Annotated in this window: 13 protein-coding genes and 3 tRNA genes; 4 read left to right on the plus strand and 12 right to left on the minus strand. The window is 33.7% G+C overall.

Going from position 1 to position 18042, the window contains the following annotated elements; translation table 11 throughout:
• Positions 1–717 precede the first annotated feature (717 nt).
• From BX659_RS03075 to BX659_RS03085, 3 genes are all read left to right on the plus strand, one after another.
• Positions 718–794, plus strand: a tRNA-Pro gene (locus BX659_RS03075).
• A gap of 101 nt (positions 795–895) precedes the next feature.
• Positions 896–972 (plus strand) — tRNA-Gly (locus BX659_RS03080).
• 87 nt (positions 973–1059) lie between these two features.
• Positions 1060–1136, plus strand: a tRNA-Ile gene (locus BX659_RS03085).
• 51 nt (positions 1137–1187) lie between these two features.
• On the opposite strand, the gene BX659_RS03090 is transcribed toward BX659_RS03085, so the two are convergent.
• From BX659_RS03090 to BX659_RS03135, 10 genes are all read right to left on the minus strand, one after another.
• On the minus strand, positions 1188–1922 hold the full coding sequence (locus tag BX659_RS03090) for a CPBP family intramembrane glutamic endopeptidase (RefSeq protein WP_097016364.1): 735 nt from the start codon (positions 1920–1922) through the stop codon (positions 1188–1190).
• 225 nt (positions 1923–2147) lie between these two features.
• Complete coding sequence (locus tag BX659_RS03095; RefSeq protein WP_097016365.1) at positions 2148–3014, minus strand: helix-turn-helix domain-containing protein; 867 nt, start codon at positions 3012–3014, stop codon at positions 2148–2150.
• A 228-nt stretch (positions 3015–3242) separates the two neighbouring features.
• Positions 3243–4139, minus strand: coding sequence for an ABC transporter permease (locus BX659_RS03100; protein WP_097016366.1), 897 nt, complete (start codon positions 4137–4139; stop codon positions 3243–3245).
• Positions 4139–5203 (minus strand): ABC transporter permease, encoded by a 1065-nt coding sequence (locus BX659_RS03105; RefSeq protein WP_097016367.1) that lies wholly within the window; start codon positions 5201–5203, stop codon positions 4139–4141. The genes BX659_RS03100 and BX659_RS03105 overlap by 1 nt, the downstream gene beginning before the upstream one ends.
• 146 nt (positions 5204–5349) lie before the next feature.
• Positions 5350–6876, minus strand: coding sequence for an ABC transporter ATP-binding protein (locus tag BX659_RS03110; RefSeq protein WP_097016368.1), 1527 nt, complete (start codon positions 6874–6876; stop codon positions 5350–5352).
• A gap of 74 nt (positions 6877–6950) precedes the next feature.
• Positions 6951–8111, minus strand: coding sequence for a BMP family lipoprotein (locus BX659_RS03115; protein WP_097016369.1), 1161 nt, complete (start codon positions 8109–8111; stop codon positions 6951–6953).
• A 105-nt stretch (positions 8112–8216) separates the two neighbouring features.
• On the minus strand, positions 8217–8954 hold the full coding sequence (locus tag BX659_RS03120) for a GntR family transcriptional regulator (protein WP_097016370.1): 738 nt from the start codon (positions 8952–8954) through the stop codon (positions 8217–8219).
• A 393-nt stretch (positions 8955–9347) separates the two neighbouring features.
• Positions 9348–11783 carry an FtsK/SpoIIIE family DNA translocase gene (locus tag BX659_RS03125; protein ID WP_097016371.1) on the minus strand — a complete coding sequence of 812 codons (2436 nt, stop codon included), beginning with the start codon at positions 11781–11783 and terminating at the stop codon, positions 9348–9350.
• 58 nt (positions 11784–11841) lie between these two features.
• Positions 11842–12609, minus strand: a complete 768-nt coding sequence (gene uppP / locus BX659_RS03130) for an undecaprenyl-diphosphatase UppP (RefSeq protein ID WP_097016372.1) — start codon at positions 12607–12609, stop codon at positions 11842–11844.
• Positions 12610–12700: 91 nt separating this feature from the next.
• Complete coding sequence (locus tag BX659_RS03135; RefSeq protein ID WP_097016373.1) at positions 12701–13639, minus strand: Na/Pi cotransporter family protein; 939 nt, start codon at positions 13637–13639, stop codon at positions 12701–12703.
• A gap of 191 nt (positions 13640–13830) precedes the next feature.
• Between BX659_RS03135 and BX659_RS03140 the strand changes: the two genes are divergently transcribed.
• Entirely contained in the window at positions 13831–14952 is a 1122-nt protein-coding gene (locus BX659_RS03140; RefSeq protein WP_172431797.1) for a GerAB/ArcD/ProY family transporter, read from the plus strand.
• 543 nt (positions 14953–15495) lie between these two features.
• Here BX659_RS03140 and BX659_RS03150 read toward each other — a convergent pair.
• A complete protein-coding gene (locus tag BX659_RS03150) occupies positions 15496–16581 on the minus strand; it encodes an NAD(P)/FAD-dependent oxidoreductase (RefSeq protein WP_097016376.1) in 1086 nt (361 codons plus the stop codon).
• 308 nt (positions 16582–16889) lie between these two features.
• Positions 16890–17966 (minus strand): NAD(P)/FAD-dependent oxidoreductase, encoded by a 1077-nt coding sequence (locus tag BX659_RS03155; protein ID WP_097016377.1) that lies wholly within the window; start codon positions 17964–17966, stop codon positions 16890–16892.
• Between the last annotated feature and the right edge of the window lie 76 nt (positions 17967–18042).

Consider the following 18042-nt stretch of genomic DNA (forward strand, 5'->3'; position numbering starts at 1 on the left):
TTTAATTGTATTATTATTTTGAATTAATTACAATATGTAAATTCATTTAACCAGTTTTACTTGCTAGTCAATTGAAACTACTTTAATCAACAATTGAAGATAGCTCAACAATCACAAAGTGGAACTTATTGGGGATATTGCGACACTTTTACTTTTTAAAAAGTAGACAAATTATTAGGTTCCGCCTAAGGGCGGGTTACGTTTTCAGCCCAAGACTACTTCCTACGGGGCGTCCTTGATGAAAAAGTAACCAAACCTACGGGTTCATTCTTAGAACCCTTCGTGATAAATCCAATCAAAAAGAAAATTAAACTCACTACGCAATCAAAATATTAATTATTATCATTAATCATATTCTTTATTTAAAATTTGATTAAACTCTAAATTCCAGCTCAATTTTTGCTTCGTTCAAACAGAAATTTTCTTCGGTTTTAAAGATTTTAACTGTCAACCGTCCCTACGAGTCTAGAAGACAAGACTCTTCGTGTAAACCACTGTACCCTGTAAACTGAAATAAAAGTGTCGCATTATCTATCTATAATCTCATAATTATAGCTCACTTTAAAGTTTGATAATAATAGTCTATAAAAGCTATTAATCAGAAGAAAAATAGATTATTAACAATATAATTTTAAATAATCAATAAATATATCATTTTTAGCTATTGACATTCATAACAAATTAATATAAAATTATCTTCGTCGGCAAGGAAATTATCGGAGCATGGCGCAGTTTGGTAGCGCACCTGGTTTGGGACCAGGGGGTCGCAGGTTCAAATCCTGCTGCTCCGACCATTTAAATACAGTGAAGAGTAACGAGTGAAAAGTAAGCAGTTAATATCTTAATGTTCTTAAACTAGTCACCGTTAACTACTAGCTGATCATTGATTTTACATGCGGGAGTAGCTCAGTTGGCTAGAGCACCAGCCTTCCAAGCTGGGTGTCGCCAGTTCGAATCTGGTTTCCCGCTCCATTTTATTTTACTAATTAGTAACTTGTAACCAGTAATTAGATTAGTATAATTTTATTTTTGACTAATCACTATTCACCAAAATAGCATGGACCTGTAGCTCAGTTGGTCAGAGCACTCGGCTCATAACCGATAGGTCGGAGGTTCAAATCCTCCCAGGTCCACCAAAAATATATAGATATTAAAAAAACCTGGTAAATGACCAGGATTTTTCTTTATTATTGAATAAAATTACCCTTCCAAATAAGGTAAAGTAAAGAGACAATTATCATATTCCAAACTCCATGAGCTAACATACAAGAATAAATAGATTTAGTCTTTTCATAAATATTTGCTAAAATTATCCCCCCTAAAAAAGTAGGGAAAAAAAGCCAGATACTTGCATGTGCTAAAGCAAAAAATAAAGCACTTAATAAAATCCCCTTCCATTTTCCCAGTTTACTTTTACAGTAAGGATATATAAAACCCCTAAAAAAAATCTCCTCAGTAATAGGAGCTACTATTACAATTAAGAGACCATTTAAAAAAAATAATAAACTACTTTCTGATTCTAATAAATTCTTAATAACCTCTTGCGCAGGAGCTTCTATCCCCCAAAGGTTATCAATTATGAGATAGATAAAATTATTTAAGAGGGTGATCAGCAAACAGATGAGGATTCCACCTATAATACCATATTTAAGTACATTCCCCAAATCATTCAAATTAAATCCTACATCCTTTAGAGCTAATCTATATTTTATCTTTAAAATTGATAAGGTTAATCCACCTAGTAATATAGCTTGAACAAAATTCAAAATTAAAACTCTAATAGATAATATAAACTCATCAATCACCAGATAGCCAATCACCGACTCTATAATTAAGAAGATTAAAGATGTTAGTGTAAAGGTTAATATCAATACCAAAATAATATCATATAAATTCCAAGCAGTACTCTCCCTTTCTACCATACAATAACCGCCTTTCCTATAGTATATAATAGGTACTTAATAAAATATCTTATTATAGACAATTTAAAGACCATAGTTAGTTAGCTTAGAAATAATTAATCCTTATTGAGATATTATTCTAGAAAATTACCTATTATTACTTAAAGAAAGTCAATAGTCAAAAGACACCACTTAAAATCTAATAAATTTAAACCATCTTACACTAAGATTATAATTACTCAGCTATTAATCAATAGAGAACTCCTTAATTATAACTTCACCCTTAGAACCAAAAGGTCCCATAATCTTACCATCTTTAATCACCCTAATACCAGCAGCATTCCCAATCTTTACTCTAATTTTCTCACCAGAAAATGTTTTTTGCTTATTAGCAACAACAAGACCTTTAAAAAGAACATTACCATCTACCTCTACTGAATACCAGCTATCATCTATCGTTTCAACTTGAATAGTTATCTTTTCAGCTATGACCTCTTCATTAGCTAACTTATCATTATCTTCCTTATACATTGCAGTTTCTTGGACGTTATTCTCAACAGTATCCTTCTTAACCTCTGCTACTGTGTTTTCTTCCTTTACCTCCACTGCTTCATCCTCTTTTATCTCTTTATCATCTTTTGCTTGCATGATCTCTTCTTTCATCTGAGTAGTTTCAATAGAAGGAGAACCATTAGCCATATTACCAGACTCATCAATCAGACCATATAATTTAAATCCCACAACAGCAAGCAACCCAATAATCAGTAAAACAATTCCAATTAAACAACTCATCAGGACAACATTTTGGTGTTCATCAAAGGAACTTAATATTTTATCTTTAAAAGACTCTTTTTTTATTACCTCTTCTTCAATTATTTCAGGCTCTTTTAATTTCTTATAGTCTTCTAATACCTGCCTAGTATCTAAACCTAAATAAGCTGAATAGACCTTCAAGAAGCCTCTTAAATAAACCTCTGCTTCAATATAATCAAAGTCACCTTCCTCAATAGCCCTTAAATAATCTATTCTGATCCTAGTCTCTTCTTCAGCCTCTTTCAAACTAATACCTAACTCTTCTCTTCTTTCTTTAAACCTTCTTAAATTTTCTACCATTATTAAAGTTCTCCCTCCTTTACAGTCATTTTAACATTTCGACATCTTAACCTTAAATTCCTTTAAATTAGTAAAATGATAATATTAACTTTAAATAAAGTTTATAATTACCCATCTTATTATGTATTTTATATGAAATTTTCAAAAGAAAACCTAATCAATATTAATATTTTTTTATCCTCATTCAAAAAAAGAGCCAACATAGAAGTTGGCTCTAAAAAAATATACTTATCTTTTACCCTTTTCAAAAGGCTCTCCACTAGCTGCTGGAGGAGTTGCTCTACCAATAACTCCTGCTAAAGCAATTACCGTTAAGATATAAGGAATCATCTGTATAAATTCAGCAGGAATACCGATTGCTTCTATCCCCTGTAATCTAATCTCAATGGCTTGGAAAAACCCGAATAATAAACTGGCTCCCATAGCTCCAAAAGGATACCATTTACCAAAAATCAAAGCTGCTAAAGCAATAAAACCACGTCCAGCAGTCATACCTTCCCTAAAAACACTTAATACTCCTATAGATAAGTGGGCACCAGCAAAACCTGCTAACATCCCACTTAGGATAACACAAACATATCTGATCTTCTCTACATCAATCCCCACCGAATCAGCAGCATGAGGATGCTCCCCTACAGCCCTTACCCGTAAACCAAAGGGAGTGAAAAATAAGATATAATGGGAGATAAGAACTATTAATAGTCCTAAATACACAGTAGGCTTAAAGGGTCCCCAATAAGGTAAAGCAGTTACAGAGGGTGAAGTTCCTGATGTATTGAATAAAATATTCAATAAGAATACAGTTCCACCAGCAGCCAATAAGTTCAAAGCTACCCCACTAACCACCTGGTCAGCATGGTATCTGATACTGACTAAAGCATGAATTAAAGCAAATACTCCTCCAAAGAATACTGCCCCTAACAGCCCTAACCAAGCACTTCCAGTAAAATAACTAACAACTACTGCTATAAAGGCTCCAGCTAACATCATTCCCTCTAGGGCAATATTAACTACACCTGACCTTTCAGAGAACATACCACCAATAGCAGCTACCATCAAAGGAATTGCCATTCTTAAGGTAGAGCTGAAGGTCTCTAAATTAAAAATCTGTTGAAAGATTTCCATTATTCACCCTTCCTCCCTTCTGGTTTAAGTGCTAATACTCTTCTAAATAATAGATCAGCAGCTACAAATAAGATGATAACAGCTTGTAAGATAGTTACTAAATCTACAGGAACCCCTGCTAACATATTCATATAATCCTGCCCATTAGACAAGGCCCCAAATAGTAAAGCCGCTAAGAATATACCTAAAGGATGATTCCGACCTAATAAAGCTACAGCAATACCAGTAAATCCATATTCAGCAGAGAATCCATTACGATAATTATGGAATAATCCCATTGCTCTCTCTGCTCCTCCCAATCCTGCTAAAGCACCACTGATTAGCATAGCTAAAATAATATTACGAGCAGCACTGATCCCACCGTATTCAGCAGCATCAGGACTGATACCAACTGCCCTAATCTCATATCCAATAGTAGTCTTCCATAATAAATAGTAAATTACAAATAAAACAATTAATCCAATTAAAAATCCTATATTAAGATATGAATACATATCTAAAACATTAGAAAATCTCCACAAATAAGCACTTGGTTCTATATCAGGAGTTTGAATACTACCTGGCTTAGCCAATACCTTCAAGCTAAAATATGCAACTAAACTATAAGAGATATAATTGAACATAATTGTTGTAATTACCTCATGTACACCTAACTTCGCCTTCAAAATAGCAGGAATAGCTACCCACAAAGCCCCTGCCACCATAGCCGCTAATAAGGTTAAGGGAAGATGGATAATCATTGGAACCCCTTTAAAGGTACCTATCCAAGCAGCAGTCAAGCCACCTACCAATAACTGTCCTTCTCCACCAATATTAAAGAGTCCACACCTATACGCAAAGGCTACAGTCAATCCTGTAAAGATCAGTGGTGTAGCTGCTAATAATGTATCTGCTATACTATTTAAGCCTCCAAAAGCACCTTGAAGTAAAGCTCCATAAGTGGCTATCGGGTCATAGCCAGAAGCAATTACTATAAGTGTACCTATTATAAAAGATGATAAGATGGCTAATAGTGGAATTGATATCTCTTTTAATAATTCTTTGGAATTCATATCTCCTGCCATAACAAATCCCTCCTTCTAAGTTCAGTAATGAGTAACTAGTGACGAGTGAGCAGTAAAACAATAATCCTTGTCAAAATTTCTTCCTACAAGTCCCTTGGACTCTTCGTAAAGAGAAAATACCCAAACGAATTTTCCCACTCCACTCTTCACCCTTCACTACTTCTTATTGTTGATCCTGCCATCAGAAGTCCTAGTTTCTCCTCTGTAGCTTCCTTAGCATCTAAAATATCTACAATTCTCCCCTCATACATCACAGCAATTCTATCACTTAAGGACATAATTTCTGATAACTCAGCTGATACCAATAAAACTGCTTTTCCTTGATCTCTCTGCTCTATGATTCTTTTATGAATAAACTCAATTGCTCCAATATCTACCCCACGAGTTGGTTGGGAAGCAATTAAAAACTCTGGACCCATATCAAATTCTCGAGCAATGATTATCTTCTGCTGATTTCCTCCAGATAGAGAACGAGCTAATATCTCTTTATTCCTTGGACGAATATCATACTCTGGAATCAACCTATCTGCATGCTCTGCCATTGAATTAAAGTCTAAGTTAAGCCCTTTAGCAAAGGGTTGTTTATAATGATAACCTAAGATTAAATTATCTTCGATTGAATAGTCTAATACCAATCCATGCTTATGTCTATCTTCTGGCACATGGGCAATTTTAGCCTCTTTGATCTTGCGGGCTGTTTCATTTAATAAATTCTGACCTTCTAACTTAAAAACACCTGAATTTGCAGCTCTTAATCCAGTTAATACCTCTACTAACTCAGTCTGTCCATTTCCTTCTACCCCAGCAACCCCTAGAATCTCGCCTTCTCTAATCTCAAAAGATACATTATCTAAAGCTAACATCCCTCTAGCATTACTTGCTTTCAAATTTTTAACCTCTACCTTGGTAGCACCAAATTTAGCAGGCTTTTTCTCTACCTTTAAAATAACCTTACGCCCTACCATCATCTCAGCCAGCTCAGTCTCAGAAGTTTCAGCAGTATTTACTGTACCAATAGATTTACCCTTTCTTAAAACAGTTATTCTATCAGATACTGTTAAGACCTCTTTTAACTTGTGGGTAATAAAGATAATTGATTTACCCTGTTCTGTTAAGGTATTCATAATCTTATATAACCCCTTTACCTCTTGGGGAGTCAATACTGCTGTAGGCTCGTCCAAAATCAAAATCTCAGCATCTCGATATAATGCCTTTAAAATCTCAACCCTCTGCTGCATCCCTACTGGAATATCTTTAACCTTAGCATTAGGATCTACATCCAAGCCATACTCATCTGATAAGCTTTTAATCTTATCGATAGCTTTAGATAAAGTCAACCTCCCCCTACCATTACTAGGCTCAGAGCCTAAAACGATATTTTCAGCAACAGTCAATGTATGAACTAGCATAAAGTGCTGATGTACCATGCCAATTCCTAAATCAATAGCATCATTGGGACCCCCAATCCTTAGCTCTTCTCCTTTATAAAGTATCTTACCCTTAGTAGGTTGATAGATTCCAAATAAAACACTCATCAAAGTAGATTTACCAGCACCATTCTCTCCAACTAGAGCATGAATCTCTCCTTTTCTTAGATCTAAATTGACATTATCATTGGCTAATACTCCAGGAAACTCTTTAGTTATGTTCTTCATCTCTAAGACTGCATCCATTAAAATCCTCCTCTCATAATTAGAATAATTGCTAGGTGAAATCACCTAGCAATTATCCTTATACTGATTTTTTATTATTGAGCTTGTTCTAAATAATTAGGAACTTCAATTTCACCAGCAATAATTTTGGATTTAATATCTTCAATCTTATCTTTAATCTCTGCTGGAATCTTAGCCTTTAACCCTTCAATCTTAGCTACATCTTCAGCTGTAATATCTCCTGCTTCTTGAGCAGCTTTAACAGTAACTCCTGCTTCTGTTAGAGGAGTTAAGGCAACACCTTTCTCTTCTAAACCATATTCTTTTAGTCCAGCTTCAAAGTTTCCTTCTTTTACAGCTTTAACTGTTGCAAATACAGCATTATCTACCTTCTTTAAAACACTGGTCAAAATATAACCTGGCTGATTCCAATCTTGATCAGAATCAACACCAATTGCATAGTTCCCAGTTTGGGCAGCAGCTTCAAAAAGTCCTATACCTGTTCCCCCTGAAGCATGATAGATAATATCTGCTCCTGCATTATATTGAGCTAATGCAATCTCTTTTCCTTTTGCAGGATCATTAAATGCTGAAGGATCACTACCAGTATAGTTAATCTTAACCTTTACATCAGTCCCCTCAGTTTCATTAATATAATCTACTCCAGAAGTATAACCCAATTCAAACTTATGAATTAAAGGAGAATCCATTCCTCCTAAGAACCCAACAACTTCCTCAGCATTGATTCCTTCAATCTCTTCATGAGTAGTCAATAAGGCAGCTAAAGCCCCTGCTAAAAATGAACCTTCATGCTCTTTAAAAGTTAACGATGCTACATTAGGATTATCGACAACATCATCGATGATAGCAAACTTTGTATCAGCAAACTCTTTAGATACAGTATCTACAGCATCCTTTTGCATAAATCCTACACCAATAACTAAATCATATCCCTGTTGAGCTAAAAATCTTAACCCTTTCTCAGCAGCAGCTACCTCCTTAGGCTCAATGTACTTATATTCAGCAATTAGACCTTCCTCTTTAGCCCTATCTAACCCACGTAAAGAAGAGTCGTTAAAAGACTTATCCCCTTTACCACCACTAGATAGTACAATTCCAACCTTTAAATCACTTGCAGCTTTTTGACCATCCTCTTGTGGAGTATCTTGTGGGGGCTGTTCTCCACCACCAGCACATCCAACGAGTAAAGTTAGTGCTAATATTAATGATAAGAATATTAAATTTCTCTTAGACATTAAATGTCCCTCCCTAAAATTTTAATTTATAGTTAAGTCCAAATTCAAGTATTAAGTTTGAAAACAATACTATCAGGCTTAAACTAAAATTTAGACCTAAGCTCATTAGCCTCTATTTCTTAAAACATGAAATTCAAACTTATCACTTCTAAAATAGTTCTTGGAATATAAGACCGGATTATCCCTATCATCATAATGCATCTGCTTTAATAATAATACTGGATCTCCAATATTTAAATCCAACCTTTTGGCTAAGAATTCATCGGTTATTACTGGCAGAATATCAGCCACTGCATAACTGATATATATATTGGACTCCTCTTGTAAGAAGCTAAGTAAAGAGATATTAATATCACTCTCACTTAGACTATTAGGTAGTAAACTTTGTGGCAAATAATCTTCACAGTACGCTACTGGCTTATCATCTGCTGTTCTAGTTCTATGTAAAATAACCATCTTATCATTTTTATTCAACTCAAATTCCTTAATCAAATCTTCAACCTGTTGATTCATCTTCAGCTTCAAATCAACTGTCCCTGCTTTAAGCCCCATAGCCTCAATGGTTTGAGTAATACTATTAAGCTCTTCAATCCCACTTTTAAACAAAGCCAATTTCTCGGTGATAAAAGTACCTATCCCCTGTTGTCGATTTACCTTACCTTCCTTTTCCAAAACCCTTAATGCCTCTCTTAAGGTAGCACGACTAACCCCAAAGTTCTCTGATAACTTAGCTTCTGAAGGTAAGCGATCTCCTGGTTTATATTCCCCATTTTCAATCTTTTCATCAATTTTCTCTTTAACTAACATATATAAAGGTCTAGAATCTTTCTTAATTAGGCTCATTTCATCAACTCCTTAAGCTAGAATAACCTCAAATCATCAGTTACCAGAAGATGGATAGACGTCTAACAACCTCATCTATTCTAACATCATTTTAACATAGATTCAATTAAAAGTTCTACTAAATCCTAGAATTTTATTTGATAAAAATAAATTAATAGACTAACTACTTATATAATTTTACAATAAAAGAAAAAAACCTTTTTCAAAGTTTAAATTTATCATATTGAACTTAACATATATTATACCTTCTTTAATCCAATTATATTATCAAACTAGATGATTTAAAAATAATAAAATAAGAACCTACTCTTAAAGAAAATATTCCTTAAATAATGTAGGTTCTTAGAATGTATTTAAATCATTTATAGTCATTAACAAGAATTAAATTATAATTTAATTCTTATTAAGTATCTCTTCTAAATCTTCCTCTTCAACTAGGACTTCCCTAGCCTTACTTCCTTGATACTCCCCTACTATATTATCCTTTTCCATTCTATCAATCATTCTAGCTGCTCGATTATAACCAATTCTTAGCTTTCTTTGTAACATTGAAATGGAAGCTCGATGCTTAACTACCAGTTCAACAGCCTTTTCATATAACTCATCTCTCTCATCATCAAGCTGAATCTCTACATTCTTTTCCTTGATCTTGGCTATCTTTTCAGCATACTCTGGTCTCTTTTGCTCTCTAACAAAATTAACAACTTGTTGCAATTCTTTATCAGAGATAAAAGCACCTTGTAACCTCTTAGGTTGATTAGAACCTACTGGAGAGAACAACATATCACCTTTACCCAACAATTTCTCAGCTCCACCTGTATCTAAGATAGTTCTAGAATCAGCTTGTGATGATAAAGAGAAGGAGACCCTTGTTGGGATATTAGCTTTAATCAAACCAGTGATTACATCCACTGAAGGCCTTTGAGTAGCAAGAATTAAGTGAATACCTGCTGCTCTAGCTTTCTGAGCTAAACGGCAGATTGCTTCTTCTACCTCTTTAGCTGCAACCATCATCAAGTCAGCTAACTCATCAATAATTACTACTACATAAGGTAAAGGATCACTTCCTTCTAAGCTTATCTTTCTATTATAACTATCAAGCCCTCTAGCCCCACTACCTGCAAATAACTCATAACGATTCTCCATCTCTTGTACCACCCAGCGTAAGGCTGTAGCAGCCTTCTTAGAATCATTGATTACTGGAGCCACCAGATGTGGTATCTGTTGATAAGCAGCAAACTCTACCATCTTGGGGTCTATTAGCATGAACTTAACCTCATCAGGTGTGGACTTATAGAGAATACTATTAATAACACAGTTCACAAAGACACTCTTACCAGATCCTGTGGAACCAGCAACTAACATATGGGGCATATCCCCTAAGTCTGCCACTAAGGTTCTCCCACTGATATCCTTACCTAAAGCCATTGTCAGCTTAGATTCTGCATTTTGAAACTCTTCAGACTCTAACATCTCCCGAATAGATACCATAGCTTTACTCTCATTGGGAATCTCAATCCCTATAGCAGCTTTTCCTGGAATAGGAGCTTCTATCCTAACATCAGGCGCTGCTAAGGATAAAGCAATATCATCAGCCAAACCTAATATCTTACTGACCTTAACCCCTGGAGCAGGCTGAAGTTCATAACGGGTAATAGTTGGCCCATAGCTGACATTCTTGATCTGAGCTCTAACACCAAAACTATCCAAAGTTTCCTGTAAGATATCTGCTTTATTGTTAAATTGAACAGCACTATTATCTACCTCATTTAGTAGATCTAGAGGTGGTAGAGAATAAGCAGCTGAATCTAAATTCTGTTCTTGTTGATTATTACTTTCTAGCTTCTTATTAATCCTCTTACGTGCTTGCTTATTCTCATCTATAACAACTTGCTCTTTACTACTATCCTCTTTTTTAGCACCAACAGTAGCTGCTACCTCTTTAGTAGCTGCTTTAAGCTCTTCTGCTGCTTTATCTTTGACCTCTTCTTTAACTTTAGCCTTCTGCTTAAAGACTTCTGGCTGATTAATTACCTTATCAGTACTCTTATGTTGAATCACTATATCCTCTTTAATAGATTTATCTTTAATGCCATTATTCTCTTTTTCTTCTTTAGCCTTTTTCTTCTTCTTAAATTTCAAGAAACTAAAGACCTTCTTAAGAGAGAACTTATCTTTATTAGACTTGTCCTTATTCTTAGCTGCTTCTCTCTTCTTAGCTTTCTGTTGCTCTTTTGCCTTCCTTGCAGCTTCCTTCTTAGCCTTCTTTTGGGCTTTAGCTTGAGCCTTATCTTTATTTTTAGCAAAAAATCCAATAAAACTCTTGTATAAGCTTTTAACCTTAAGTAGAATATTAACTAAGAATATATCTGAGATTAATAATACCCCAATTAAGGTCAAAGCTGCTAAGATAACATATGTACCATACTCTGCAAAGCACTTTCTGAAAATATATAGGATTACCCCACCTATTAATCCTCCACCTTTACCTTCCAAAGCTGCTTCAAACTCTAAAGGATGTTCTACTTGTATATGGAGCAGTGTCTGAACAACTAATAAGATAATTATAATCCCGATGGTCCTAGAAGTAAATCTGATCTTAGCCTTACTGCGATAAATCATAGTTATCCCCAACAGGATTAAAAGTAGAGGAAAACCATAAATCCCCTTTCCAATAATATATCTCAACCCTCTATTGAATAAATTACCAATTAATCCTGTATCCTTAGAAGAGAAACTAATCCAATTAAAAAAAGCCATTGCAATTAAGAATATTCCAATAAATTCATATTTTCTTTTAGATAAAATCTCCTTTAAAGTATCCTTCATTACTCTTCACCTCTGCTAATTAATTCTCTCTTCTTTAGGAATCTCCTCCTTGATCTTATTAGAAAAATAAGATTATACTAACTCCTAAAATCCAGCAATAATAGGCAAAGATACTTAACTTCTCTTGGTTAATCAATTTCAATAATAATTTAATTGAAAAATATCCAGCTATAGCAGAGGATACTGTCCCAAAGACCAATTGCATTATTGTCACATTAACTAAACCTACAGTAGCCAAGTCCTTTAACTGTAATAAAGTAGCTCCACCAATCACTGGTACCGACAATAAGAAGGAGTATTTAGCAGCTAACTTTCTATCTAGACCCTTAAATAATCCTGCAACTATAGTCGAGCCTGAGCGCGAGACCCCTGGAATAATAGCAAAGGCTTGTGCAAAACCTACAACCCAAGCATCACTCATCTTCAAATCCTTTAAATACCTTGTCTGTTTACCAATTCTATCAGAGAGCCATAACAATGTACCTGTTACTAACAACGTAAAGCCTACAACCCTCAAAGTAGCAAATAACTGCTCAAAAATGTCTTCAAATAATATACCAATTACCCCAGCAGGAATTGAACCCAAGATTACATAAAGGGTTAACTTCCTATACTCAGGCTTTAAGGTAATCATCCCCTTGATATCATCCCAATAGACGATAGCTACTGCCAATAGAGTCCCAAAATGTAAGAAGACATCAAGGGTCAATCCCTCTTGAATATCTAAAAAATGCTGAAAGATAACTAAATGACCTGAACTACTAATAGGCAGAAATTCTGTTATTCCTTGTACTATACCTAGAATAATAACTTTAAATAAATTCATTAATCTTCCTCCTTATTAAATTTGAGTTTAAGCTTGAGCCTAAGTTTAAATCTAAACTGATATCTGGCAATTACTAAAACTTAACCTTAGACTATTTATCACTTACTGTTTTGATAAATTTGACAAATACCCCTCTAAATGGTAAGACAATGAGAGTATTAAATAGATTAAACACTGTGTGGGCATTGGCAATCTGCCTAGTCAACTCTTTGCTGGTCAAAGATATTAATTCTATAAAAAGTGATAATATTGGTAGGACTGCAATCACCCCAAAGATATTAAATAAGATATGTGCCCATGCTGTCTGCTTAGCTGCCTTAGAACTTCCTATAGCTGCTATAAAGGCAGTAATACATGTACCAATATTACTCCCCAAGGCTAAGGCTATCGCCAAAGTCAAATCGACCATCCCCGCTTTAGCCAAAACTACAATAATCCCTGTCAAGGCACTACTACTTTGGATGATAGCTGTTACAATAATACCGATTAGAATACCCAATAAGGGCTTAGCACCTAAATAAGTCATCGTTTTGATAAATATATCTAGATCCTGGATATTGACTATCATATTACTTAAAACCTCTAGCCCAATAAATAGAATACTAAAACCAATTAGTCCTCTACCTATATACATTAACCTCTTATCCTTGTTCAAATAATAGAATAAATAAAATATTATTCCTAAAATTATAATAAGCCACAAGTACTCTTCTAATCTAAAAGAGATTAGTTGTACAGTAACAGTGGTTCCAATATTAGCTCCCATAATCACTCCAAAGGCTTGCTCAAGGGTCATGAGGTTAGCATTTACTAAACTAATAATAATTACCGTAGTAGCACTACTACTTTGGATAATCATAGTAACCACAATACCTGTTAAGATACTACTAATAATATTATTAGTTAAAGTCTTTAGAAGATACTCTAACCTCTGTCCTGAAGCTTTATAAAAGCTATCCTTAACCCCTTCCATCCCTAACAGAAACAGAGCTAAACCCAACACCAGCTTTCCAAGTAGGATAATTATCATTTATATTTACTCTCCTTTCTTTATCACTCCTTTCTAAATTAATATACATTTCAATCTTATATTATAACATAGATTAAATAGCAAGGACAGTAAATTACTTAAGATAAAAAATTTGGTATTCTCTTTGAATACTCTATTAGAAATAAGGTAATAATAATTTTTGAACTAATATGAATCAGAAAGGTTGTCTTATGAATAAAGCATCGACTTTTAATCAATTACTAGAAAAAGGACGAGTCTCAAATTTTCAGATAACATTACTTGTTATTACCCTTGTTATAGCTACAGCCGATGTCTTACTTCCTTCCTTTGTAGCTCAACAAGCACAGCAGGATTCTTGGATTTCTGTGATCATAGGAACTATTAGCGGGTTAGTATTTATTAACTTATATTTGATATTAGGACTTAAGCACTCTGATAAAACCATAGTCCAATATGCTTGTGATATCTTAGGAAAACCCTTAGGTAAGATAGTTGGCTTTATGTACATATATTTCTTCTTTTTTAATACTGCCATAACCGCAAGAGAGTTACAAGAAATTCTAGGTCTATTCTTCAATATTGAGACCTCTATCTTCAACCTTCTCATTATAGCAGTAGCAGCTTATAGTATCTATGGTGGCTTAGAGGTTATAGCAAGATTAAATAATATGCTTTTACCTCTAGGTATGTTAACTCTAGTATTTATAGGTGTTCTTAATATCCCTAAAATGGATTTTAATTATTTTCTACCAGTATTATTTAAAGGTATAGTTCCTCCTTTAAGAGGGGCTTTATTAATTCAAACCTGGCTTTTAAAATCAATTGTCCTTCTTCAACTGATTCCTTTTATAACAAAGAAAGAAAAACTACATAGAAACATCTCTATAGCAACAGTCCTGTTAGGAAATGCTTTAATGGTAGGAGTACTGCTTATTGCTATTTTTGGACCTCTAACAGAACACATGATCTTTCCTGCTCTAGGGTATGTTCGAGTAATCCGCTTTGGTCAATATATTGAACATATTGATGCTATTATTATGCTAATTTGGCTCACAGGAATCTTTATTAATATCGCTATCTATTATTATGCTGCTATATTAGGTCTAGCTCAGCTATTCTCTTTAAAATCATATAAACCTTTGATCACCCCAGGAGGTATCTTAATTATCTGTTTTTCAATAATAGTTGCTAAAAATCAAACAGCACTTCTTGACTTTATTCATTATATATATCCCTTTTACGTCTCTACTATAGCAATTATTATACCAGCTATACTACTTTTAATATCTACAATCAAAAATAAAAATAGAGAAGATGAGGTGATTGATTAATGGAATATGGATTCTTTTATGGCTCTATTATTATACTCTGGATAATTTTCATCATCTGCATGCGCTTTAAGCCTGTTACACTAGCCAATATAATTATCGGTATAACTACTATAGCTTATTCCCTGCTCTACGAAATACTTTTAGGAGAGTATTTCGACCTGTATTATTATATTAAGAACAACCAATCAATTTTGTATATACTTTTAGCAGGCATTTTCGTTTACCCTATATTAAATATTATCTATACTCTCTTTCTACCAAAAAAAATAAAGCCAATATTGATTTACACAGGTCTATGGATTATAGCAATGCTTATCTTTGAATATTTAAGTTTACTAACCAAAACAGTTGTCTTTACAGGATGGAGAATGTTCCCTTGGTCACCACTAACCTATGTTTTAACTTATCTATGGGTATATTTATTCTATAGATATCTAGAAAAAAGAATAACAGATTAATCTGTTATTCTGATTAGATATCCATAAAATTATGAGCCCACTATCTCATTTATTTTATCAGCCCAATAGGGAGCATTAGTTCATATCATTTCTTCTCATTAATAGACTTTATCTTCTCCATCAATTTTATAGCCAAAGACCCTATTTGAGTAATGTTAAGAGGGCTATAATAAGTTAAGTGTCTGATGCCTGGTAAACCAATTACAGAGATAAGGTTATCCAAATCTTTATTATCCAACTTATTATAAGCTTCTCTAAATTTCTTTAATTCAAAATTTCTCTTAATAATATCTTTTATCTGCTTCTCATAACTCCACCCCTTAATAATGGTTCTAGCAGCTGCTACCCCCATATCTATAGCATTTATCAGTCCAAAACCAAGGAAAGGATCCAAGCCTCCTGCTGAAGCACCAGCAAAGATCATATTTTTATAAACCTTAGGATAGGCTATTCCTAAATTATGCTTTAATTTATACTCCTCGATTATCTTGTAATTTATATTCGCCCTATCTAGAAAAATCTCCCAGTAGTGGTCAATCTCCTTCTCATTAACATCTGTAGTTATAAGTGTTAAAGAAGCCTTTTTATCATTAAAGGGCGTTAAGTAAGCATATCCATTTTTACAATATTCTTTATCTAACCATACTATTAGGGCTCTTGGATCAAACTCTCCTATAACAGTAGCTCCTCTTACATAAGAATTAACCAACTCTTGCCAGCATCCAAGTTGTTTAGTATAGTTAGGGTTTCCTGTACTTATAACAACATGATCGTATTTCTTAGCAAGAAGTTCATAATCTCCAACTTGATTAAATACTACTTTGGTATTCTTTAACTGTGAATACAATTGATATTTTACAGAATCTTCATCTCGGTCAGACTTATAAAGATAACCTAAACTACCTTTAATAGTTGTTGTCTTGTGTGGTGCTTTATGCACTACTTTAGTAAGTTTATTTAAAGGCTTAATCTTAATACCGAAATTATTTTTTAAATAAAGCATAGGGTTTTTTATAGGGCGGTTTCCATTATTTCCATACTTGCAATAACATGGGCCCAGCTCTCCAATATAACCGTTTTTCTCATAAATTACAGGTTTTATACCATATTGTTCTAATTCATGGGCACAAGAAAGTCCTGCTTTACCTGCTCCAATAATGGCAACCTTCATCTTTTAGCCCCCAAATTTATCTAGTATTTTAAGTTATATAAACTAAAGGATTAGTAAGCAACAGATCATATACTTAATTTGATTTTGATTATATTTAATTAGCTAAAAACTATAGTAGCTATAGATAAACAACTCTAGAATGGAATTTAAAAATTATTTTTGCCACGAATCTCACTAATCTTCACGAATTAAAAACTTGTTTGATTTATTAAGTTACCTATTATTCGTGACTATTCGTGTAATTAGTGGCTAACTATCTTTTGATTTTGTTTTTATTTCACTTTAATGTTGGACATCTATATACTAGCTTAAGGATTAGATTTTAATTTTGCTATTAATCTTACAGCCATAGATCCTACTTTAGTAATATTAAGAGGACTATAATAGAGTAATTGCTTAATGACTGGCATCCCTATAATCGAGATAATATTATCATAATCTTTATTATCTAATTTATTGAAAGCCTCTCTAAATTTTTTTAGTTCAAAATTTCTCTGGATAACAGACTTTATCTGTTCTTCATAATCCCACCCTTTGGCAATTGTTCTGGCTGCTGACACCCCCATAATTATAGCATTTAACATTCCAAAGCCCAAAAAAGGATCTGCTCCTCCTGCTGAATTACCAGCTAAAATGATATTTTTATAAATTCTAGGATAAGCCACTCCTAAATTGTGCTTCAATTTATACTCCTCAAGAATCTTATACTTTATATTTGCCCTAGCTAAAAAAACTTGCCAGTAATGGTCAACCTCTTCTTCATTCACATCTGTAGTTATGAGATTCAAGGAAGCCTTTTTTTCACTAAAAGGAGTCAGATAAGCATAACCATTTTTACAATAGTCTGTATTCAGCCATGCAATTAAAGTATTTGAATCAAAATCCCCTACTATCGTAGCTCCTCTAACATAAGCATTGATCCACTCCTGCCAGCAGCCTAGCTCTTTAGTGTAATTAGGGTTTCCTGTACATATGACAACATAATCATACTCCTTAGAAAGGCGTTCATAATCTCCTACTTCATTAAATAATACTTTAGTACTTTTTAACTGTGAGTATAATTGATATAATACAGAGTCCTTATCAGCATCTGACTTATGAAAATAACCTAAATTTCCTGTTATAGTTGTTCTCTTATTAGGGGCTATATGAACTACATTATTAAGGGTATTTAAGGGCTTAAGCTTGATCCCAAAGCTATTATCTAAATAAGCTATAGTATCTTTTATAGGGCGATCCACTATTTCCATATTAGCAATTACATGAGCCCATTGTTCTCCAATATGACTACTTCTTTCATAGATTATAGGTTTTATATTATATCTTTCCAGTTCATGGGCGCAGGCAAGACCTGCTTTACCTGCCCCAATAATAGCAACCCTCATCCTCTATCCCCCAAATTTATCTAATATTTTAAACCATATTAATACAAATATACCAACTATAATAACTAAAAAGATA

The organism is Orenia metallireducens, from assembly GCF_003001995.1.
GTDB lineage: Bacteria > Bacillota > Halanaerobiia > Halobacteroidales > Halobacteroidaceae > Orenia > Orenia metallireducens_B.